The sequence below is a fragment of the Shewanella avicenniae genome (genome assembly GCF_017354945.1).
Classification (GTDB): domain Bacteria; phylum Pseudomonadota; class Gammaproteobacteria; order Enterobacterales; family Shewanellaceae; genus Shewanella; species Shewanella avicenniae.
On the sequence record NZ_CP071503.1, the window covers coordinates 1673248 to 1695039 of the forward strand.

Genomic DNA, 21792 nt, shown 5'->3' on the forward strand with positions numbered 1-21792 from the left:
GCAATAACGATGGAATAGCTGCATGCTGATGACATTAGCTCACGCCAAATTAATCTTGTCGCCAATGGAATTACAAGTGCGCCTGCAACCGGCGGGCACAGTGCTGACGGTATTGGCCGAAGACTTACGCTTAATTGCATCAGCCAATTTGCTGGTGGCCAATGTGGGGGCGGTGAGTTGGCAGATGCCACTTGAAAACGCTGAGCAACTGCAGCAGATTGCCGACTTCTATGGCATTGCTGCAGAAACTCGCTGATAACGCTTAGCCAAGCAGCGCGCGATGGTGCGGCGCAGTAAAATCCAATGCCGGCCCCTTCGGCACAATTCGGGTGGGGTTAATGCTGTCGTGGCTGTAGTAATAATGCTGCTTGATGTGCTCAATATTCACGGTGTCTGCAATGCCCCGCTGTTGATACAGATCGCGTACATAAGCCGATAACGCGGGGTAATCCGCAATGCGGCGCAGGTTAGTTTTAAAGTGGCCAACATACACGGCATCAAACCGGATTAAGGTAGTAAATAGGCGCCAATCGGCCTCTGTGAGCTGGCCTTTCACCAGATAGCGCTGTTGGCTTAAATGCTGCTCTAATTTGTCCAGCGTAGTAAAAATATCATCAAACGCTTGCTCATAGGCATCGCTATGGGTGGCAAAGCCCGCACGATAAACACCATTATTGATGTTGGGGTAAATCAGTGTGTTCCACTCATCAATCTCGGCGCGCAGCGCTGCTGGATAGTAGTCAGTGCTGTTACCAGTCAGTTGGTTAAACGCCGAATTAAACATGCGAATAATATCGGCAGATTCATTGCTCACAATGGTATTTTGCTGAGTGTCCCACAACACTGGCACTGTAACGCGACCGCTGTAATCAGCGTCAGCTTCAAGATAGAGCTGGTATAAAAAATCTTTATCAAACAGTGGATCAGCTTGCGCTCCGGCAATATGGTGGGCATTGGCAGATTGGCCTTGTCCGGCAAATTCCCAGCCGTTTTCGAGCATATGCGGCTCAACGACCGTTACTGGGATCAACTGTTGTAAGCCTTTTAACTCGCGAAAGATGAGCGTGCGATGAGCCCAAGGGCAGGCTAACGAAACATAGAGATGATAACGGTCCGCTTCCGCTTTAAAGCCAGCTTTACCCGTTGGGCCAGCGCTGCCATCAGCGGTCACCCAGTTTCTGAATTGGGCATTTTCTCTAACAAACTTGCCATCGGTTTTCTCGGTGTCATACCACTGATCAACCCATTTGCCTGATTGTAGTAATCCCATAACGTCACCTCATTATTTCTGCATGGCGCTCAGTGTATAAACGATTTATGCAAACAAAAAGGCGCAAATTTGGGTGGTTAAATCCTACTTTTTAGAACATAGCTGCTGGGTAGGCGAGGGAATGGCCATGATTATTCATAATCTTTGTGTTGTGGCAGGTTATCAGTGATCTCAAACCACGGCGCTTTACTGCCAACAAACACATGGCGTTCTGCGCTGATTTTGGGGTCGCTATCGAGCGTTCCTAACGGAAAGCCAAACACCGCAGGATTAGCATCAAATTTGGTATAGATGCTAGAACCACATGTGCGACAAAATCCTTTGTGCTCACCGGGCGAAGATTCGTAAAAAGTTAAAAGTGCCTCGCCTTTGACTGTGAGCCAATCGGCTGATTGTACTGTGGCACGGGTGCGAAATGCCGCGGCATGCAGTTTACGGCACATTGAGCAGTGACAGTTCAAAACATCTGTCAGTGGGCCGTTAATCTCGTATTGAATCCCGCCGCAAAGGCAACTTCCAGTGTGCTTCATTTGGCATCTCCTGAGTTAAGAGATTCCAAATTACTACATTAGCAAGGCGTTGAATATTGGCTGAGGGTCTTATGTTGATTTGATAACCAGTTGAATGCTGACGAGTTCGTTTGCCAATGTGTGAGGTCTTCACCGCTTGGATTTAGTTTTTCGCCCGGTTTTGCAATCTCAATTGCAATCGATAGGGCAGTTGATAGTGCGTGCACCTATTAATTCATGTTACATGCAGTTCAAATTCAATTGGAGCCATTGTCGAATACGAATGTGCTATTGGCGTCAGTGGAGAAAACCACGGACTAAGGTGCAGAATCTACTTAAACGAGGTGTCAGGATCCAAGCCACCGTTGCTTGTGGGATCACAAGTAAAGCCCTTGGCGTAGCTCGAAAACTCCAGGCATACAGCAAGCGCTGAGTAACGAATATCTGATGAACGCAGGATTGTATTCACTAAGAGAGGGATGGATTTCTGTTCATTATCCTAGCCAAATAACAGGTTAGGTGTTCTAGATGAACCGCCCTGTGCGGAGCCGCATGCAGGGTGGTGTGGGGGTTGGAGGCTAGGTACCTCCGGCTACCCGATTAAATGACTGGTACATATCTAAGCCAGACCAGTAAACCTATAAACAAGTTTAAGATACCTAAAACACGGATATAATTGAGATGCACCGCATCTTCCAGATTCAAAACTTCACCCGATAATAGCTTCGAGCAAAAATTTACCATCCAGACAATTAGCTTGCGAGCTAGCTTTGGGAAAAGTAGAAGAAACAATCCCCCAACAACCAAATTAATTAGCATAGTAAGCATGATTCACTCAAAGTCATATAACGCCGCCAGCACGCGCGGCTTTGTAGTGAAGGCAAAGCCGCAACGGAAAAGCCGTCGTTGTGCCTAGCCTTGTTAAGTTTTATTCACCATTTCCGTCGGGATATTCAGACAGAAATAGCTCCATACCTAAATACGACATGATGCGCATTGATTCGACACTAAGTACCGCGCCACCACCACAAGCATCAGGACGAATATCGAATCCAATATCTGCGACATAATTCGCAGGTTTTAATTGATCACAATTTCTCTTTAGCCAAACGCTAAGCTCTTCGATTTGGGACGGTAATTGCCAATCTTCATCACAGATCCAATCAACTCTCTCGGAAGTGTCGCTATTGTAAATGTTGATTGGCAATTGATGCTCCGAGAAACTTAACGTCGCTATAAAAGGCGAGCAACTAGTTGCGAGTCCAGCGCTGAAAGCGCGATTTTTAATGGCCTTGTTAGTGTTTTAGCACGAACCATAAAAAAGACCCACCCAAAAAGATTGGAGAAAAGACGCGATTGAATCTGGTGCCGTTGGATAAAACGTTGATGCCGATGCCCTTACCGAAAGGAACAAAATCAAAGAAACAACAGGAATAAGGCTTCTCTGCCACTTACCTTTGAACACTTGAATTGGCTTAAACATACACAAAGCCACTAGCACAATGATTAATGAATAAATTAACTGACTGTGCCAAATATAACCACCACAAGAAAACAGTCCCAAGAACGTTGCGCCCAACATTATTATAAGAGCAAGAAAAATGATAAAAATTATTGGCACTCTACTCTCCATAAAGAACACTAACGCCGCGTTAAGCCGCCGGGGCACGACGGTGCTGGGTCGAAGCCGCGCGCGGGTACCGCGGTCGGCTTGAACGCATAGTTAGGCGGCGCGAACACGTGAAATTGAGTCATTTCTGACGCTCCGCAGTTTCACCAATCTCCTTGTGGAGCCTCTTGACCAAGTCAGCGGGCTGAGTTGGCGAAAACTGTCCTTTGGCGCAAAGAGCCTCCGCGCTTCCTCCGATCCACTGTTCATATCTTTCCGTCTTGAGCGTCGCGAACTGTGTCCAGTCCGGATTTCCTGGAGTCTCGACAGAAGAGAACTCACCGCACAGAAGGTAGACCGGCTCTCCCTCATTGTCCCTAAGGTATCCAAGGCGAATGTTTCGAAAGCCGGTGGGCTTCGCGCGTTGTTTGACAAAGTCTGCAGCTGCGCTCTTCAGAAGAAATCCAGTTGTTTCATCAACAGTCGAAGCGTGTGCTGCAACTGACACGGACAGTAGCAAGCCAACAATCGCCCCGACGAAGTTCAGAGTCCTCATCACCAATTCCTCAAGTTAAGCGGCAACGCTGTGCGTTGGGTCTAACCACTGCATTTCAACGAAGCCTAACACCCCGCTTAGGGGCAATAATACGTGGGCTAAAATTGGAGCGAAGCGACTGAGCCCACGTGTTATTGTCCCAGGGAGCTTGCGACAGACTACAGCGGCTTGTTATGTGCGTACATATTTCATCCACTGTTATTTCTTATTACTTTGCCTAAAAACCTAAACGTTGTTCCAAAGATATTTACTATTGAAAAAGCTAGGAACAACGCTAAAAACGTTCGCAATCCATAAAGCAAAGAAGTTATAAGACTCGGGGCTTCATTTATAAAATTAACTGCGAGAGTGTTACCCAAGACAAAGAAACAAGCCGATAATAGAATAGCTAAAACAAAAGCGAACTTGAACATAGCAATTTGCCATTGAAAAAACTTTGTTTTGAAGAAATCCATTATGGTTACAACCTACTTCGTAGCACATAACGCCGTCAGCACAGGCCGGAGCACGCAGTGCGGAGGTCCAGCCCCGAAGGGGCGATTGTGCCTGGCCTTGTTAAATTTTTACTCGCTAGGTCTCGTGACATTGAACCCGTAACCTTGCTTTGTTAGTAATGTGTTACCGTACTCTTGAAATTCGGATGCTAGTTTTTTAGTAAGGTTGCAGCCGTGAACTTGAACCTCTAGCCATGGTGCCGCACCAAATACAGAGGAATGATGATTTTCGACCAAGTCTTTTGCTAACAATACCATTTCTTCTTCAGACGAATCTGGCGATACGACGTAGTGAGATATAGTTAGTTCCTCTGGGGTATCAAGCTGCCAAAGGGCTTCAACAACTACTTTGTTTTTATCAGTTGCAGCAACCCAAATATGCATTTTTTGAGCAAGCTCTCTTATCACTTGCTCATCTTCGTGAACGATTATTGCTACTTGATTGATGCTCATACGAATTTAACGCTCGCAGCACAGGCCGAAACCCTCGCAGCGGTTGAGGTCCAGGCCACGCAGTGGCCGTTTGTGACTACGCTTGTTAGGGGCTTGCAACATATTTATGCATACACTTTGTGAGACTTTCAGAAACATTTCCATCATCCCAGCATGAAAAAAAATCACTTTGGTTTATCTCGTTGAATGGTCTTATCGGCTGGCCTTTAGCTTCAGCCTCACACGCTGTTTCAAAGTAAACTCGATATATAACTGCCCTGGTTAAGAAATTCATGGGCACATCAGTTTCATCAATAATTTTTAGTACTTTTACTTTAGTATCTTGATTTAAAGAATCATATCGGTCATCTGTAGTGTTCGCTACGACCAAGATATCTTGTTTCGCCGAAACTGGTTCATCATTTTGGGGTTTTTTCGATCGCTTTTTCAGTGCATGTAGGTACGCAAATTCGCCCTCTAGCTCGCATCGCTTCAGCAGTGAGCCTTCTAAGTCATTAACTGGATTAGTTTTACAACTAACTAAGCCAACTAAAAAAACAAGGATACTTAAATGTAACTTCAACGTGCGCATCCTTATGCCCCTAACGCTTTGCTAATTGGCTGCCGCAGCGAAGCGTAGGCAGTCCAGTGGAGGCCACGCTGTTTGTGGCCGGAACGAAATTAAGCAACTTGTGTACGCCCAGCATGGGCATGAACTAATGAGGTGAAAGTCCTCTGTAGGAAGGTCACCGTTCGATAACATGCTGTTATTAAACGTTAACTACTAGCGAATGGCAAGGGCTTACCCGTGAGGGGCGGTCTGAAGGAAGCCGCTAGCAAATTTGCGAGCTGATGAACAAGAACATCATATGAGGCGTAGGCTGAAGGTGAGTTGGCACAAGACGACGAAACCACGTGATCTAACGGCCACCGTAAATGATGCAGCAGTGCAAAGAAAGTTCATGTCCTTATCTGGGGAGATCTGCTTAGCATGCGATCGGTCATTAACCAGTAAGGCTCTGGTCTACAAGTGTCTTGGCTTTTCAATTTCATCGACTGGAAAGAGCGAATTAGATGAAAACCGATAGCGCATGACGGGGCAACTCGGCATGTGATTAAGCAGAAGTCAGCAGACGGCATAGTAGCCCAACGCCTATCGTAATGGATGGGATATGGTGAAGGCCTGAACATTTAGAAGAAGGAGGAGTCTTGCCAAACTTGTCGATACCCACTACGTCGACAGACGATTACTATCAACAGCGTATTAGCCAGCAACCAGCCTTCAGCAGCAATCTATTTCAGCAACTACTCGAACCTGAGAATCTACACCGAGCTTGGCGACAAGTGAAAGCCAATAATGGCGCGGCGGGCATTGATGGCATGACCATCGAATCCTTCCCGCGCTGGATGCAACAAGGCGGCTGGCAACAGTGTAAATCTCAGCTTGAGCGAGGAGAATATCAACCCTCAGCGGTCAGGCGTGTAGAGATCGATAAATCCGATGGCGGTAAACGCAAATTGGGGATCCCTACCGTGATTGATCGTGTGATACAACAAGCAATCGCTCAAATACTCACGCCGTTGTTTGACCCTCACTTTTCAGTGAATAGCTTCGGCTTTAGGCCGAACAGAAACGCCCAACAGGCGGTACTACAAGTCAGGGATATCATCAAACAGAAACGCAAATTTGCCGTTGATGTTGATCTGTCCAAGTTCTTTGACCGCGTCAACCACGATCTGTTGATGACTCAGTTAAGGAGTAAGGTGCAGGATAAGCGTCTGCTGGCGCTTATTGGCAAATACCTACGAGCGGGCGTCATGGTCAACGACCAATTTGAAGCAAGCTTCGAAGGTGTACCTCAGGGCGGCCCACTCTCACCATTACTATCAAATATCATGCTGGATAGTTTGGATAAAGAACTGGAAAGTCGAGGACATCACTTCGCCCGCTACGCTGATGACTTTATCATCTTGGTGAAGTCTCAACGGGCGGGAGAACGTGTTCTCAAGAGTATTACTCATTATCTTGGTACGAAGCTAAAACTGATCGTTAACGAGCATAAAAGCCAAGTGGTTAAGGTAGGCCAAAGCAAATTCCTTGGTTTCACCTTTAACCGAGGAAAGATCCAATGGCATGCCAACACGTTGCATGTTTTCAAACAAAAGATACGACGACTGACGAACCGCAATTGGGGAGTCAGTATGAGCTATCAACTGTTTAAACTGCGGCAATATATGCAAGGTTGGATCAATTACTTTGGCATAGCCAACGCTTATCAAGGGTGCGTCGATTTAGACCACTGGATCCGTCGCCGAGTGCGTATGTGCTTCTGGCGTCAGTGGCGAAAACCACGGACTAAGGTGCAAAACCTACTGAAACGAGGTGTCAGGATCCAAGCAGCCGTTGCTTGTGGGCTCACAAGTAAAGGCCCTTGGCGTAGCTCGAAAACGCCAGGCATACAGCAAGCGCTGAGTAACGAATATCTGACGAACGCAGGATTGTATTCACTAAGAGATGGATGGATTTCTGTTCATTATCCTAGCCAAATAACAGGTTAGGTGTTCTAGATGAACCGCCCTGTGCGGAGCCGCATGCAGGGTGGTGTGGGGGCTGGAGGCTAGATACCTCCGGCTACCCGATTATAAGCCATTTGTATTTACCCGTTGCCCACAATGAATACAGACTATAGAGCCTGAGAACCAATGCCAAACCACTTTTGTCCAATCACCGCTTGATGCTGGATGTGGAGGTTTAAACCCTTGAACGGTTAAACACTTATTGCAGTGAGGGCAACGATTAAACAATGCCAACACAATATGTACTACTAAAGCGCCAAGAAAAGCACCGAAGATGTATACCAAATGACCCGCACTAGCCTCCGGTGGAGCGAAAAACTTACCGTAACCCAGCGCTAGAAAGAATGCGATCAAAAGAGACCACGCGATAAAAACGCTGAGTACGTCGAGTCTGGCTATTAACGATTTGGACACCGATCTTTCCTATGGCTTATAACGTGAAGTTCAGCCGCAGTTTGTAAGTAGCGCATTTGCGATAAAATTCGCGCAGCGATTCGCTAAATGCGCTACTTACAAACTGTCGAGTGGAGGCGAAGCCGTAACGGTGCTGCAACGCCTTGTTAAAAACTGCTTTTTCTGTGAGATGCTGAGTGGTAAAAAACTAACCATTTTAACTGCTAAGCCTCCCGCAAAAAAATAAAAAATTGACCGATTAAACACGCAATAAGTCAGATTCAAGTATTAATAGCGTGTTGGGGATTTCATTGTGGCAATAGAGGCCTTTCGATGTCACTAAAACTTCAAACTCTATTAGCGCACGCCCATAAATAGTTTCAGGTTCTATGACTGTTGCATGCTCGCCAACTAAGAGCCAATAGTTTTCTTCGGGCTCGCAGTCTTCCGGCGGCGATGCTTCACCATTAAATGTTATCAGTTTTACTCTGTCGCCAGCTTTTAGCACTATTTCTTTCCTTTTTAACATTATATTAGACGACATGATGTCGTAATTTCACACGGCATCATGTCGTTTTTTATGGTTAATTGTTCATCACTTTATGGTTTTATCTTACTGATAGCAATCAAAATTTGAGGTTTACGTGTAAGTGGTCATTGCGTGAAAAACGACATTTTTATCGAAAGATGAGCAAAAAGCGACACTGCATCTATACTGTATAAAACAACAGTATTCGAGGTGCTTATGGCTTCACCATTTTTACAAGCTTTTGCAGAGCATATGCGTGTGCGGCGTTACGCCAAACGTACGATTCAAACCTATCAATATTGGGTGGCAAATTACATTCGTTTCCATGGTCGGCAGCATCCACAACATCTGCATAATGCTGAGGTGGAACAGTTTCTTTCCTATTTAGCAAATCATCGGCAGATGGCCGTGAAATCACAGGCTACAGCGATGAATGCCTTGGTCTATTTGTATCGCGATTTTTTATTGCGGCCGCTGTCACTCGAGCTAAATTTTGTTAAAAGTTATCATCAGTCGAAATTACCGGTGGTACTCACCAGTAATGAAGTGGCTACCTTGTTGAATCGCGTACCTAAACAGCATTTATTGTGCGTATCTCTATTGTATGGAAGCGGTTTGCGTTTGATGGAAGCGCTGCGACTACGAGTAAAAGATATTGATCTCGATTATTGTTGTATCCGGGTGTGAAATGGCAAAGGGGGCAAACACCGAACGGTGACGATGCCAAAGAATGTGATGCCATTATTGCAGACACAGATCCAAAAAGTGCGTGACTACTTGGCTGAGGATCAACAAAACCCTGAGTGGTGTGGTGTTTGGATGCCCGATAGGTTACAACAAAAGTATCAACAGCAGAGTCGAACGCTGACTTGGCAGTATCTGTTCCCTTCGGCGGTGTTGAGTACTGACCCAGATGCAGGGGTGATACGCCGACATCATATTCAAGAAAAGCAGATCCAACGTGTGGTAAGGTTGACGGCAAAAGCGGTTGGCATAGAAAAGCATGTCACGCCGCATACATTACGACATTCATTTGCGACCCATTTGTTAGAAAGTGGGGCTGACATTCGTACAGTGCAGGAGCAATTAGGCCACAGCGATGTAAGAACAACACAAATCTATACCCACGTGATCAATCGCGGTGCCCAAGGGGTTCAAAGCCCACTTGACCGGTTGATGCCACAAGCGTCAACACAATAACAGCCAAGGTAGCAGGCATTACATAGCGCGTACCGCTATCTATTGGCATTACTCATCCAGCATGCCGCGCGCGCGCAGAATCTCTGTCTTAAAATCTGCCACATAGTCTTTTTGAATCCCGGGGATCGGTTGGCTGGTTTCGATATCACGCATTTTGAGCTGGTAGATCAGCACATCATCGGATAGCTCACTCAATTCACCTTTAAAACCTGCTTCGTCGGCTAATTTTTGCAGAAACTGCACCAGATTGAGATTTGGTTCCTTTTGCCAAGCGGGGTTGAGCATGTCGAGTAATTCATTAATACGATGGCAGTTCATGGTGCGTCTCCTTGTCACGGTTAGATTTGAGAGTATCAGTACCACAAATTGCTGCAATGGGTTTTATGGGGTTTGTGTGCGGTTATCGCAGATTTGCCGGTGTGACGATGAAAGGTTGGGCTGAGCTTAATTGCGTGGCAAGTGCGTAATGGGCGAATTTGACCCATTACGCACGACAGCTTTAACGGCTAAAGGGCAAAATGTTAGTTAGCCAATGCCGCATGGTAACGGACGAAGGCGGCATCTAAATCAGCTATCAGATCTTCGATGTCTTCTAGGCCGATATGAACGCGGAACATAGGTTTGCTGCTATCCCATTGTGTGGCGGTGCGAATGTTTTCAATGCCAAATTCGGCCAAAATCAAGCTTTCGTAGCCACCCCATGAGAAGCCCATTTTGAAGTGTTCCATGCCTTCAACAAAGGCTTGCATTGCCTTTTTGTTGCCGCCTTGTTTGAGCACAAACGAGAACAGACCGTTACTGCCTTGATAGTCACGTTTAAAAAATTCGTGGCCAGGGCAAGAAGGAAAAGCCGGGTGACGAATATGGTCAACATCATCACGCGCATCTAGCCAATGGGCGATTTCGAGCGCGTTTTTCTCTTGTTGCGCCATCCGTACGCCGAGGGTACGCAAACCACGCAGCGCTAAGTAGGCATCGTCGGCTGACACGCATTGGCCCAGTAGGTAACTGTTTTCACGGAGTTGATCCCAATATTGCGCCGAGGCAGTGGACGTTCCCATCATCACATCTGAGTGACCCACAATATATTTGGTCGCTGCTTGAATGGAGATATCGACTCCCAATTCAAACGGACGGCAGTTAATCGGTGACGACCAAGTATTATCCAGCATAGTGATCAGCCCATGTTCGTGGGCAATGCGGCACAAGGTGGGCACATCTTGCACTTCCATGGTGATTGAGCCGGGCGACTCAAGGAACAGTACTTTGGTGTTGGGCTGAATTAGCCCGACAATATCGGCGCCAATCATGGGGTCGTAATAGCTGGTTTCGATGCCAAAGCCTTTGAGAACTTTGTCGCAGAGATCGCGGGTCGGTTCGTACACGCTATCGACCATCAACAGATGATCGCCGCTTTTCAAAAACGACAATAGCGTACCGCTGATGGCGGCAGCACCGGATGGATAGAGCGCAGTACCCGCACCGCCTTCTAATTCGGCAACGGCAGCTTGCAAAGCAAAATGGGTATCGGTGCCACGGCGACCGTAAAAGAGTTCGCCTTTGCCTCTGCCTGCTGCGGCTTTACTCATATGTTCAAGACTGTCAAAAATCACCGTAGATGCGCGTACTACCGGCGGATTAACAACACCTTTACTCCATTTTTTATCGCGTCCGAGTGAGACGATCTTTGTGGCTTTTTTCATGTAGGACTCTAACTGCGTAGTGCTAATGATGTTTTGTCAGCAATAGGGGCAAAACATGACGAAATCATTTAAGGATTGGCATCTTAACACCTTATTTGGCGGTTTGTCGGCCAATAATGGCAAAATTCATTAATGAAAAATGTTCAACTTGGTTAGTGCTGTTTGCTTTCAGCAAGGAGAAGCTGTGGCGTAAATGCACCGACCGTTTGCGTTAATCGATTGAATCCATATGACACTGATTTGTGGGAGCGCTAGAGTGATGTTAATGCGCCGGTTCGGTAAGTGCTGTAACGACTAAAACGTGCCGCAACTTCGGCGTCCGGTATCAAGAAAAAATCAAACATTACCCCGCAGCGCCAACTGTGGCACGGGTTTAGATGAGGAATGCTATGCAACTTGATGTCAGCCAAAATAATCCATGGTGGTCAGTGTTACGCGGCCATGCGCGTGCGCATCCGTTGATGGCCAGCGGTTTACTCGCGTCATTGTTGTTCATCGGCATCATGCTGTTGCAGAGTGTGATATTGCTGGAGTCGCCAGCACAACAGCAATACGTGCAATATGCGCTGTTAGGTGGTTTGGCTTGTTTTATCGGCACCAGTGTCGGCGCTATTCCTGCGTTGCTGCTGAAATCGATACCGCAAAAGCTGGAAGATTCAATGCTCGGATTTGCTGCCGGCATGATGTTGGCAGCCAGTGCGTTCTCGCTGTTATTGCCGGGCATTGAAGCGGGCACCGACATCACTCACAGCAAAGTGCTGGGTGGCGCGCTGGTGATTTTTGGCATGGCGATTGGTGTGGCGCTGATGATGGGCTTAGATCATTTTACGCCTCACGAACACATGCAAACTGGCCCGTGTGGCCCCGGCAATGAGCGCTGCGGCCGGGCGTGGTTATTTGTGTTTGCTATCGCGCTGCACAATCTGCCTGAAGGCATGGCGGTAGGGGTTGGCTTTGCGCAGGGGGATGTCTCTATTGGTTTGCCGTTGAGTACTGCCATTGCTTTGCAAGATATTCCCGAAGGGTTAGCCGTCGCATTAACCTTGCGTGCCGTTGGGTTTTCGCCGCTGTTTTCGGTGTTGGTCGCGGTGGGTACTGGTTTGTTAGAGCCATTGGGGGCATTGTTGGGCGTAGGCTTAGCGGGCGGGTTTATGTTGGCTTATCCGATTGGACTTGGTTTGGCCGGTGGCGCGATGTTGTTTGTGGTTTCCCATGAGGTGATCCCCGAAACCCACCGCAATGGCCACCAGATGTTGGCGACGCAAGGCTTGATGGTGGGCTTTGCATTGATGATGCTGCTTGATACCTTGCTGGGGTAGGCGAATCGCTTTATCTACTGTTGCGGCGTTCAAACATGGCGACTGGCAAGAGACAAAACAGGCGCTTATTAAGCGCCTGTTTGCTGTTGAACTGCGGCCTAACTCCCTTGCAGCGGCAGGGTGACGGTAAACACTACGCCTGTGCCATCGGCGAGGTTGGCGGCGCGAATACTGCCGCCATGAAATGCGGCAATCAGCCTTACAATATACAACCCTAAACCAAGATGCGGCTTTTGCTGTGCCGCTTGGCTTCGCACAGACACCATCGACTCAAAAATCTCTTCTGCCATATTCTCAGGCAGCAATGGGCCAAGGTTTTCGACGGTCAAAATGGCATGTTTGGCTTGTTGCAGCAGTTTGACCTGCACTATGCTGCCCGGCGTGTGAAACTCAATCGCATTGCTGATCAACTTATCCATCAACTGGGCAATATACTCCGGCACGCCCAACATCATCATGGGCTCGCTCGGCGCGGTAAAAGCAAATTGCTCACGCGGATAGGTCATCTGATAACCAGCGATGCAGCCGCTAATCACTTTTGACAGCGGGAATTGATCTGCCTCGGCATTAGACAGCGATTCCTCTAAGCGGGTGGCTTCACTCATGTTCGACAGGATCAGTGACAAGCGTTTTACCCCTTCCTGCGCTCGGTCAACATATTTCATTGCCTCGGTGTCGATGGGTTGCAAACTGAGGTGTTCCAGCGAGCTACGAACCACTGCTACGGGGGTGCGCAGTTCATGAGAGAGCCGCGACGACATATTTTCCAAATAGTGGGTGTATTGGCTTAGACGCCCAACCACATTGGCAAAGCTACGTGATAAGTCGCCAATTTCATCGCGCACCGGCGAGGGCACAATGGCGTTGCGTATGCGGCCTTGGCTGTCGATGGATTGCTCCGCCTGATCTCTCAGTTTTCGTACTCGACTGGAGATGCTGGAGGCGAAGAAAAACAGACTGAGCGTGCCGATACTCATCACAATCAAAATGACGTTGAACAGCTTTTCTAAGGCGCGATTTCTCAGGGTGCGAATGCCGTGGGTGGTTTCCTCGGCAATCACCGCGCCCATGACGGTGTCATCAATCCAAATCGGGCTGGCAGCGGCCAATACTACCGCTTTTTTATCTTGAGTTAATCGCCAAGTGGAGGCCAATTCGCCCGCGAGTGCCTGTTGAATATGGCTACCTTGTAACTCGGTGGAGTCTTTTAAAGTATCGACAAAATCATCCGGCGGACGGGTCAATATCTTGTAGTAAATTGGGTTGAGGTATTTTTGTTGAAACTCGGTCCAAAAGGTTTGCGGTTCGTTTTCGGCTTCAGCCCACACGCCACCACCGTCGTGCAAATTGCCCGATTTTGCTAATACTCGGCCATGAATATCCACCACCCAGATGCGTGAACTGTTGTGTCCCATCCCTTTGATAATGCTTTCAATTTCAGGCGAAGGTACTAACACAGTACCGAGATTGTCGGCGCTGTCGGTGGCGGAGGTGCCAACAATGGCTTCAACTTTGCGGCTTCTGGCGTCATTAACATCGTGAATCGCAAAACCAAGTTTTGAACCCACCATTTCTAGTGGCATCCGCAGCTCAATGTTGTAGCCCGTTTCAGTTTTTCGCCACTGACCTTGAATACGGTTTTCCGGGCGGACAGGGGTATCAAGGCTCGGATCTTCGGGGAGCTCAAACGCGCTTAACCAGCCATCCTGCAGATTGGCAATCACGTAGCGGCGAAAAAGTCCATCAGGCGCGAGGGTGGCGATGGCCAGCATGTCGTTACGATCGACGGCGAGGCTGTTGCGGCCACGGTAAACCAGCTGGGCATCGCTAACCTCAAAAAAGCCGTAGAGGTAACCGCCATACTTGCCCACCATGTGGCGAAAATGCAGTTTGGAGTCGCTATTTTCGGCGAGGAACAGCCGATTATCGCTGCCATAGTCCATCGCTTTGTGGCTGTATTCATCCCAATCAGACAGCTTGCCATCGAGTTGAATCGGGCCATTGAGCGGGTAAGCATACAGATCGCGGCCTTTTTCAACCTGCTTCAGAAAGCTGGCTTGTTTATCAAACAGTTTTGGCCGTTCATGTAAGGCGGTGGCCACCGCTTGGGTAGTGCCTTCTAAGGTTTGTTCTTGGCCATAGCGCAGGTATTTTTCCATCTCCCACACATATTTATAGCCAAGCCAAGGTAAGCCCAGCAGAAATAGCGACAGCACCAGGGTTTTGGTACGCAGCCCAATCGGCGGATGATACATAGCCATGATTACCCGTGACTATCCCAACGATAGCCCATGCCATAGACGGTATCGATGCAATCAAAATTGGCATCGACCGCGATAAATTTCTTACGAATGCGTTTGATATGCGAGGTGATGGTGCTGTCATCAACGTAGATTTTTGCTTCTTGCATCAAGTCGCCACGACTGCGCACATGGCCGGGATGTTTGGCCATGGCATGAACCATCCAAAATTCGGTGACGGTAAGTTCGATGGCATGTTGGTTCCAGCTCACTTGCATGCGGTTGGCATCAATAGAGAGTGGTCCGCGTTCCATCAATTGCTCATGGCTTTGCTCTGCATTGGCGGCTAATTCGCTGCGGCGAAACAGCGCGGCTAAGCGTGCCAACAGATGAGGAAAACTAACATCTTTGCTGAGGTAGTCATCGGCGCCAAGTCGCAGACCACAAACAGTGTCAAAGTCGCTATCGCGCGCAGTTAAAAAGATAATTGGCAGGGTATTCGACATCGCCCGCAATGCTTGGCACAGGGTAAAACCGCCATCAATTTCATCTTCGAGACCAATATCGATAATGGCCAAATCAGGCAGACGCGTGGTGAAGGCTTGCATCGCTTGTTGGCGATTGGCGTAGGCTTGCACGCTGTAACCTTGGTTTTGCAGGACGTCTTTGTAGTTTTCGCGAATGGCCGCTTCATCTTCAACGATAGCGATACGTTTCATTGCTGCGTTTTATCCCTCATCAGTAATTAAGGCCGACTATACAACAATTTGGCGCTGAAAAAAGGGCGTAACTGCGATTGCCATTTTGTTGCCACAATTGATCGGCGAAGTGCCACTTTTGCTCCCCGCTGTTGCCATTTGAGCCCTGTTTAATGACTCCATCGAAACAACGCAGCTACTGCGGAACGTGAACATTAAACAACAAGGAATCTCACTATGAAAAAGCACATCATCGCCACCGTTATCGCTTCAACTTTGGTTTTTACTGCAACTGTGCCAGCCATGGCAGCAGAACATGCGCCCCACGCTGAAAAGCAGACGGCGATTGGTTTAGGCAGTGGTATGGCTGCCGGTGCGCTAGTTGGTGGTCCGGTTGGCGCAATCATTGGCGGTTTTGCTGGCGCACTTATGGGCAAGTCAGTTGCCGATGACGACTACATTCAAACCCAAGCCGACACAGTGGCTGAGCAGCAAGCGCAGATTGTGGCACTGAACCAACGTCAGCAATCATTAGAAACTCTGCAAGCCCAATACGCCGACGCTCAGCGGCAACTGAAATCGATTCAAACGGCGCGCGCCGCCAAATTGGAAGAGCTGACCATAGGCATGGATGTGCAATTTCGCACTGGCACTTATGAGATTGAACCGCATTTTGCCAAGCAGTTAGACGACATTGCCTTTGCCATGACTATGGCGCCTGAGTTGAGCTTAGATTTGGCCGGTTATGCCGATCGCCGTGGCGATTCCGATAAAAACTTGGCGTTATCTGAAGCGCGTGTCGCCGCAGTGAAAGCCTATCTGGTACAGCGTGGTATTGCGAGTGACCGGTTAAATACCCAAGCATTTGGTGATACCGCCCCGTTGATGGCTGAGCAGTCTGTTGAGTCCAACTTCTTTGATCGTCGCGTGTCGTTACGTTTGCAAAGCCCTGATGCTGCCATGGCCGCTAACAGCAACTAATGCCAGCGTGGAGATGCTTAGCTATGGATAACCCAATGCATACGGAACACACCCACGGCCAGCGCGACCACGCGCTGGCGGAGGTCGGCCAAACGAAACGCTTATTTCAGCCGATTTGGCGCAAAAAAGAGGAGGGTGTGGCTACTGAGTGGCAAGATCAAGCGTGGTTCATCAACAGTGTGCTCAGTGCCGGATTGCTGCTGTTAGCGCTAACACTGCTGAATTTGATGAACTCGGTCAGTGCACTGGCGCAGGCGTCATTCACGCTGCAACCAAACCCGGATTGGCCGGGCAGTGGCACGCTGCAACTGTTCAGCGTCAATGGCGAAGTCACTGCGCCAAAACTTACCACGCAAGTGGCTATGAACATCACAGGTTGGACTAATCGGGTCAGTGTGACTCAGCGTTATACCAATGTCAGTCAAGATTGGTTGCATGGCCGTTATCTGTTCCCGTTACCTGAAAACGCTGCAGTAGATTCGTTGCGAATGAAAATCGGTGAGCGACTAATTGAAGGGCAAATCCATCCAAAACAGCAAGCAAGAGAGATCTATGAACAAGCCAAACAAGCGGGTAAACAGGCATCGCTGCTAAGTCAGCAGCGGCCAAATCTGTTTACCTCAGAAGTGGCAAATCTTGCGCCGGGCGAAACCATTGAAGTGACTTTTAGCTATCAGCAGCAGGTGGATTATCGCGACGGGGCGTTATCGGTGCGCTTCCCGATGACCTACACCCCGCGTTATCTGCCAAACGCTGACACTGCACAAGGGCAAGCGGCATTAGCTGAGATCTCCAGCCCGATGCTGGTACCTGCCTCAGCTTCCAATAGCGAGGACAGCACAGAGGCCGCGAGCGTGAGTATTAATGTGAGTCTCGATGCCGGTATGGCGTTGGCCAGCGCCGGTTCATCGAGCCACCAAATGACCTTATTTAGCTCAAACGGCACCCGCGAGCAACTGCGATTGGAAACCCCTGCGGTGGCCGACAGGGATTTTATCTTTGATTGGCAACCGGCAAATGGCGCCGCTCCGCAAGCGGTGTTGTTTAGTCAGCAGGGGCAAACACATGCAAGCCAAAATCCGTTTGCGGCAATGGCGAGCGAGCCCTCGACAACAGTTTCAGCGCCTTCAACCGCACAGCAAGACTACAGCCTACTGATGTTGATGCCGCCGCAAGCGAAACCGCGCCATGAAGTGCGCCGTGAGTTGGTGCTGGTGGTGGATAAATCAGGTTCGATGAGTGGTGCGTCGATGCAGCAAGCGAAAGACGCGGTGCGATTCGCACTCACCAGTTTGCAGCCGCAAGATACCTTCAACGTACTGGCGTTTAGTAGTGATGTGTCGGCACTCTCACGCCAAAGCTTGCCTGCCACCGCCGCCAATATCGGTCGTGCGCAACAGTTTGTGCTGAATTTAGACGCCGATGGCGGCACTAATATCGCGGCAGCGCTGGAGCTCGCGTTACCAGCTGTGCAAGAGAATCAGTCAGATGTACTGCGGCAGGTGATTTTTATGACCGACGGCGCCGTGGGCAATGAGCAGGAGTTGTTTGATTTTATCGCTGCCCGGCTTGGCGACAGCCGCTTATTCACCGTTGGCATTGGCAGTGCGCCTAACGCTTACTTTATGAAACGTGCAGCCGCCGTTGGGCGAGGGACTTTTACTTATATTGGCAACACCCAGGAAGTGGCCAGCAAAACCGTGGCATTGTTGAATAAGATTGCCGCACCGGTGGTGACTGATGTGCAGATCCACAATGAAGATGGCACTGTGCCTGATTACTGGCCAGCGCGAATCCCCGATTTATATCTGGGTGAGCCTGTGGTGGTGAGTCTCAAACAAGCGGCAGGACGCCATCAAGCGCTGACGATTTCGGGCAATGTGGATGGCCAATTTTGGCAACAACAACTCAGCTTGACCCCAAGACAGCAAGATAGCGGCCTAGATCTGTTATGGGCACGGGCACAAATCGGTGCTTTGGAACTCAGTCAAGACGGCAGCAACCGTGAGCGCATTAAGCAGCAAGTGACCGCGTTGGCGCTTAAATATCATTTGGTCAGTACTTACACCAGCTTGGTGGCGGTGGATGTTACGCCGGTCAATCCCGATGCTGAGCAGAGTTTAACTGCGGATATCGCCAGCCGCATGCCGGCGGGGTGGGTTAAGCCGATGGGCGTGATGCCGCAGACCGGTACGAACAGCCGATTATGGCTGCTGATGGGGTGTGTGCTCGCACTGCTGGCATGGGGGCTGATGTGGCTGAGTCGGCGCTCACGTGGCGCGCTTAATCAGAGCGTGAGTTCGATATGAATCAAGCACGGATTTTACAGCTGGCAGCGCTAACACTGATGATGTTAGCGGCTACCGCATTGGCAAAAGGAGGCTATATGCAAGCCAAGGCGATGTTTGCTCAATATTTGATTGAGGAAGCCTGGGACAAAACCCTCAAAGATGGTGCGCCACATAAACCTTGGTTTTGGGCGGATACGCATCCCATCGCTAAGCTATGGATTGGCGATAATGAGCCTTTGTACGTACTTGCAGGTGCCAGTGGGCGCAATTTAGCCTTTGGTCCGGCGCAGCTGTTATCCAGCGCGCCAGCGGGCGAGGCCGGAAATACCGTCATTGCCGGGCATCGCGACACCCATTTCGCCATTCTGGCGTACGCCAAGAAAGGCCAGCTTATTCAGCTACAAGCGATGGATGGCGCGCTGTACGACTACCGAATTCGCTCCACCATGATTGTGCATCAGTCGCAAACCCAATGGCTGCAAGATCAAGGCGAGCCTATGCTGACCTTACTGACGTGCTACCCATTTAATAGCTTAACCGCAGGGGCGGAAATGCGCTTTTTGGTACAAGCAGAAGCATTAAAAATGACACTGTTGCAACATTCTGCGTAACATAAGCGCCCGTGCCTTCACAGCTTTACTCGTCCGCGTTGTGCGATAAATGGGAGCAATGGTAATATTGCCCCCATTTTTATGCACCTGATAAATCGGTTGCTGCTACTGGCGGCAACCTATAACGGACAGAATGAATAACACCGATTTTGACGATATTCGTCCCTATTTTGACACTGAAGTAAACGACGTTTTAGCGCGTGTTTTAGCCACACCCGACTTTATTCGCGCCATGGCGCATCTGCGTTTTCCTAAGCTTGCGCGTATTGCGCCTTGGTTTGCTTATCCATTGGTGAGCTGGGGCTTAAAAAAGCGCGCCGCGAAACTCAATACGGTGCACGATGTGCAACTGTTGGTGTTGCAATATCTTGAGCAGATGAAAGCGCGCACTGTGTCTGAAATGACCGTTTCAGGCATTGAAAATCTACCGAAAGATAAGGCCTGCCTGTTTATCAGTAACCATCGTGATATCGTGCTTGACCCAGCATTAGTGAACTATGCGCTGCATGAAAACGGGCAACGCACTATTCGCATTGCGGTGGGTGATAACTTGATGACCGAAAAATACGTCGAAGACCTGATCCGCGTGAACAAGAGCTTTGTGGTGAAGCGTTCTGCTAAAAGCCCTCGAGAAAAACTCAAAGCGTCGAAGCAGTTGTCCGCCTTTATCTATCAATCGCTGACAACAGATAACGAGCATATTTGGATTGCACAACGTGAAGGCCGCGCTAAAAATGGCGATGATCGAACCAACCCTGCGGTGATCTCTATGTTGGGGCTTAATCGACCTAAAACCGAGCCGTTTGCCGACTATGTGAAATCACTCAATATCGTGCCAGTCGCGATCTCCTATGAATGGGACCCTTGCGATGTGGCGAAAGCGAAAGAGTTACATTGCCTTGCGGAATCAGGCTGTTACGCGAAACAAGATAGCGAAGATCTCGACAGTATTGTGGCAGGTTTTACCGGCCAAAAAGGCCATATTCATTTGGCATTTGGCCAACCGTTGCAAGCAGAATATGACTCTGCCGAAGCGGTGGCGGCGGCCATTAACGAGCAGATTTGGCAGCTGTATCTGGTGCAACCAAGCAACTTGATTGCCTATAAGCAGTTGCAGGATGCCACAGTAAAAGCGGCTACCGCAGCTGAGCAGCAAGCTTCACAATTGTTGGCAGCGCGGATGCAGGGGCTAAATGCCAAAGAGCAACAGCTGTTGTTGCAGATGTATGCTCAGCCGATTGTGAATCAACGCCATGAAGCGGTTGTAGACACTTGCACCGAAGACACGTTACAAGCATCTGCTGCTGAGCCAGAATTAGTGCTTTAACCGCTAATTGGCATTACTCGATTTCGACCTAAGCGTTTAGCCTCGTACAGCTGTGTATCAGCGCGTTCAACCAACTGTTCGAGGCTATCTTTGGGTTGCCACTCGGCCACGCCAAACGAGGCACTAATGTTGCCAATGGTGGCGTTTCTGCGGCGATCTTTCACTGATACTTTCTCAACACTGCGTCGCAGTGATTCCGCTTGATGACGCGCTAACTGCATCTTGCTGCTTGGCAAAATAATCGCAAACTCTTCTCCGCCAAAGCGATAGATCTTCATGCCGTCGCGGCAACCCTCTTTCAGACGATTGGCCACGGCTTTAAGCACTTGGTCACCCAACATATGACCATAGGTGTCGTTGATACGCTTAAAGTGGTCGATGTCGACCATCACAATACAGATGCCTTGCGGCATATCATTAATCAACGCGGTAAAATCTAAGTCAAAGGCGCGGCGGTTATAACAACCGGTCAGGGCATCAAACATCGAATCTTTTTCAGCTTCAACCAACTTTTGCTGCAGGTTGGTGATCTCCTGTTGCGCTTTGCCTAATTGCTGCTGAAAGAATTCGGTGCGACTGAGAATTTCGTCGGAGTCTTTCACTAGTAAGCGCACCATATCCATAATTTGGTCGAGGCTGGTGGCCTCCTGCTCAAGCTGATTCAACTTGCCGAAGTTTTTGTCGAGTTGTGCGCGAAATTCAGTTGTTCCTTCGCTGGTATCGCGAATCGATTGCGACAACTCGGTGGCCATTGCTTCCATACTTTGGCGCAGTTCGCGGTTATTAAGCTCTTGCTTACTGCCAATATGTTCGCGAAATAGCTGCTCTGCGGCTGACGGCGGGCAGGTTTGGTATTGGGTGACGATGGCATCCAACTGACCATTGAGCTGGGTGTTTTGCTCGCTAACATAGGTGTACCATAGCGCATAGTTGGTTGGCGTGGTCGGAATTTGGTATTTAAGCATCAGCGGCAGTGCTTTTTTCAGATATTGAGCGGCCTGTTGCAGTATAGAAAGCGCCATAAAAAGTCCTGAACTCTAGGTTGGTTGTGTT

19 protein-coding genes and 2 pseudogenes are annotated in these 21792 nt (G+C 49.0%); 9 read left to right on the plus strand and 12 right to left on the minus strand.

Annotated features, from left to right (window positions below; translation table 11 throughout):
• The first annotated feature begins 22 nt into the window (after nt 1–22).
• Nucleotides 23–256: a DUF3389 family protein gene (locus JYB87_RS07370; RefSeq protein WP_207356226.1), complete on the plus strand. Its 234-nt coding sequence runs from the start codon at nt 23–25 to the stop codon at nt 254–256.
• Nucleotides 257–262: 6 nt separating this feature from the next.
• Here the strand turns inward: JYB87_RS07370 and JYB87_RS07375 are convergent, their stop codons facing one another.
• Together JYB87_RS07375 and JYB87_RS07380 are read right to left on the minus strand one after the other, a co-directional pair.
• A complete protein-coding gene (locus JYB87_RS07375; RefSeq protein ID WP_207356227.1) occupies nt 263–1270 on the minus strand; it encodes a glutathione S-transferase family protein in 1008 nt (335 codons plus the stop codon).
• A 131-nt stretch (nt 1271–1401) separates the two neighbouring features.
• Nucleotides 1402–1800: a GFA family protein gene (locus JYB87_RS07380; protein WP_207356228.1), complete on the minus strand. Its 399-nt coding sequence runs from the start codon at nt 1798–1800 to the stop codon at nt 1402–1404.
• Nucleotides 1801–2050: 250 nt separating this feature from the next.
• On the opposite strand from JYB87_RS07380, the pseudogene JYB87_RS18700 reads away from it, so the two are divergent.
• Nucleotides 2051–2298, plus strand: a pseudogene (locus JYB87_RS18700) (group II intron reverse transcriptase/maturase); the annotation flags it as partial.
• Nucleotides 2299–2707: 409 nt separating this feature from the next.
• On the opposite strand, the gene JYB87_RS07385 reads toward JYB87_RS18700, so the two are convergent.
• The 4 genes from JYB87_RS07385 to JYB87_RS07400 all read right to left on the minus strand — a co-directional run bounded on the left by JYB87_RS07385 (nt 2708) and on the right by JYB87_RS07400 (nt 5453).
• Nucleotides 2708–2986: a hypothetical protein gene (locus JYB87_RS07385; RefSeq protein WP_207356229.1), complete on the minus strand. Its 279-nt coding sequence runs from the start codon at nt 2984–2986 to the stop codon at nt 2708–2710.
• 544 nt (nt 2987–3530) lie between these two features.
• Nucleotides 3531–3944: a hypothetical protein gene (locus JYB87_RS07390; protein ID WP_207356230.1), complete on the minus strand. Its 414-nt coding sequence runs from the start codon at nt 3942–3944 to the stop codon at nt 3531–3533.
• Nucleotides 3945–4507: 563 nt separating this feature from the next.
• The gene (locus JYB87_RS07395) at nt 4508–4891 is read right to left on the minus strand and encodes a hypothetical protein (RefSeq protein ID WP_207356231.1); all 384 of its coding nucleotides are present in this window, start codon (nt 4889–4891) and stop codon (nt 4508–4510) included.
• An 85-nt stretch (nt 4892–4976) separates the two neighbouring features.
• Nucleotides 4977–5453 (minus strand): hypothetical protein, encoded by a 477-nt coding sequence (locus tag JYB87_RS07400; RefSeq protein ID WP_207356232.1) that lies wholly within the window; start codon nt 5451–5453, stop codon nt 4977–4979.
• A 626-nt stretch (nt 5454–6079) separates the two neighbouring features.
• Between JYB87_RS07400 and ltrA the strand changes: the two genes are divergently transcribed.
• Nucleotides 6080–7429: a group II intron reverse transcriptase/maturase gene (gene ltrA / locus JYB87_RS07405; protein WP_207353715.1), complete on the plus strand. Its 1350-nt coding sequence runs from the start codon at nt 6080–6082 to the stop codon at nt 7427–7429.
• A gap of 670 nt (nt 7430–8099) precedes the next feature.
• Here ltrA and JYB87_RS07410 read toward each other — a convergent pair.
• A complete protein-coding gene (locus tag JYB87_RS07410; protein ID WP_207356233.1) occupies nt 8100–8348 on the minus strand; it encodes a hypothetical protein in 249 nt (82 codons plus the stop codon).
• A gap of 237 nt (nt 8349–8585) precedes the next feature.
• Between JYB87_RS07410 and JYB87_RS18705 the strand changes: the two are divergent.
• Nucleotides 8586–9569: pseudogene (locus tag JYB87_RS18705) on the plus strand (integron integrase).
• A gap of 48 nt (nt 9570–9617) precedes the next feature.
• Here the strand turns inward: JYB87_RS18705 and JYB87_RS07425 are convergent.
• Entirely contained in the window at nt 9618–9887 is a 270-nt protein-coding gene (locus tag JYB87_RS07425) for a YihD family protein (protein ID WP_207356236.1), read from the minus strand.
• Nucleotides 9888–10090: 203 nt separating this feature from the next.
• Nucleotides 10091–11272, minus strand: a complete 1182-nt coding sequence (locus tag JYB87_RS07430; RefSeq protein WP_207356237.1) for a cystathionine beta-lyase — start codon at nt 11270–11272, stop codon at nt 10091–10093.
• A gap of 389 nt (nt 11273–11661) precedes the next feature.
• On the opposite strand from JYB87_RS07430, the gene JYB87_RS07435 reads away from it, so the two are divergent.
• Entirely contained in the window at nt 11662–12591 is a 930-nt protein-coding gene (locus JYB87_RS07435; RefSeq protein ID WP_207356238.1) for a ZIP family metal transporter, read from the plus strand.
• A 98-nt stretch (nt 12592–12689) separates the two neighbouring features.
• Here JYB87_RS07435 and pdsS read toward each other — a convergent pair whose 3' ends face one another.
• Together pdsS and pdsR are read right to left on the minus strand one after the other, a co-directional pair.
• Nucleotides 12690–14846, minus strand: coding sequence for a proteobacterial dedicated sortase system histidine kinase (pdsS, locus tag JYB87_RS07440; protein ID WP_207356629.1), 2157 nt, complete (start codon nt 14844–14846; stop codon nt 12690–12692).
• A gap of 8 nt (nt 14847–14854) precedes the next feature.
• A complete protein-coding gene (gene pdsR, locus JYB87_RS07445; protein ID WP_207356239.1) occupies nt 14855–15550 on the minus strand; it encodes a proteobacterial dedicated sortase system response regulator in 696 nt (231 codons plus the stop codon).
• A 216-nt stretch (nt 15551–15766) separates the two neighbouring features.
• On the opposite strand from pdsR, the gene pdsO reads away from it, so the two are divergent.
• The 4 genes from pdsO (at nt 15767) to JYB87_RS07465 (ending at nt 20739) form a co-directional block, all read left to right on the plus strand.
• Complete coding sequence (pdsO, locus tag JYB87_RS07450) at nt 15767–16510, plus strand: sortase-associated OmpA-like protein PdsO (RefSeq protein WP_207356240.1); 744 nt, start codon at nt 15767–15769, stop codon at nt 16508–16510.
• Nucleotides 16511–16545: 35 nt separating this feature from the next.
• On the plus strand, nt 16546–18819 hold the full coding sequence (locus JYB87_RS07455) for a marine proteobacterial sortase target protein (RefSeq protein WP_207356241.1): 2274 nt from the start codon (nt 16546–16548) through the stop codon (nt 18817–18819).
• Nucleotides 18816–19412, plus strand: coding sequence for a class GN sortase (locus JYB87_RS07460; RefSeq protein WP_207356242.1), 597 nt, complete (start codon nt 18816–18818; stop codon nt 19410–19412). Before JYB87_RS07455 ends, JYB87_RS07460 begins: the two co-directional genes overlap by 4 nt.
• A 133-nt stretch (nt 19413–19545) precedes the next feature.
• A complete protein-coding gene (locus tag JYB87_RS07465; protein WP_207356243.1) occupies nt 19546–20739 on the plus strand; it encodes a 1-acyl-sn-glycerol-3-phosphate acyltransferase in 1194 nt (397 codons plus the stop codon).
• Here JYB87_RS07465 and JYB87_RS07470 read toward each other — a convergent pair.
• Nucleotides 20736–21761 carry a diguanylate cyclase gene (locus JYB87_RS07470; protein WP_207356244.1) on the minus strand — a complete coding sequence of 342 codons (1026 nt, stop codon included), beginning with the start codon at nt 21759–21761 and terminating at the stop codon, nt 20736–20738. The two genes, JYB87_RS07465 and JYB87_RS07470, sit on opposite strands and share 4 nt — an antisense overlap.
• Between the last annotated feature and the right edge of the window lie 31 nt (nt 21762–21792).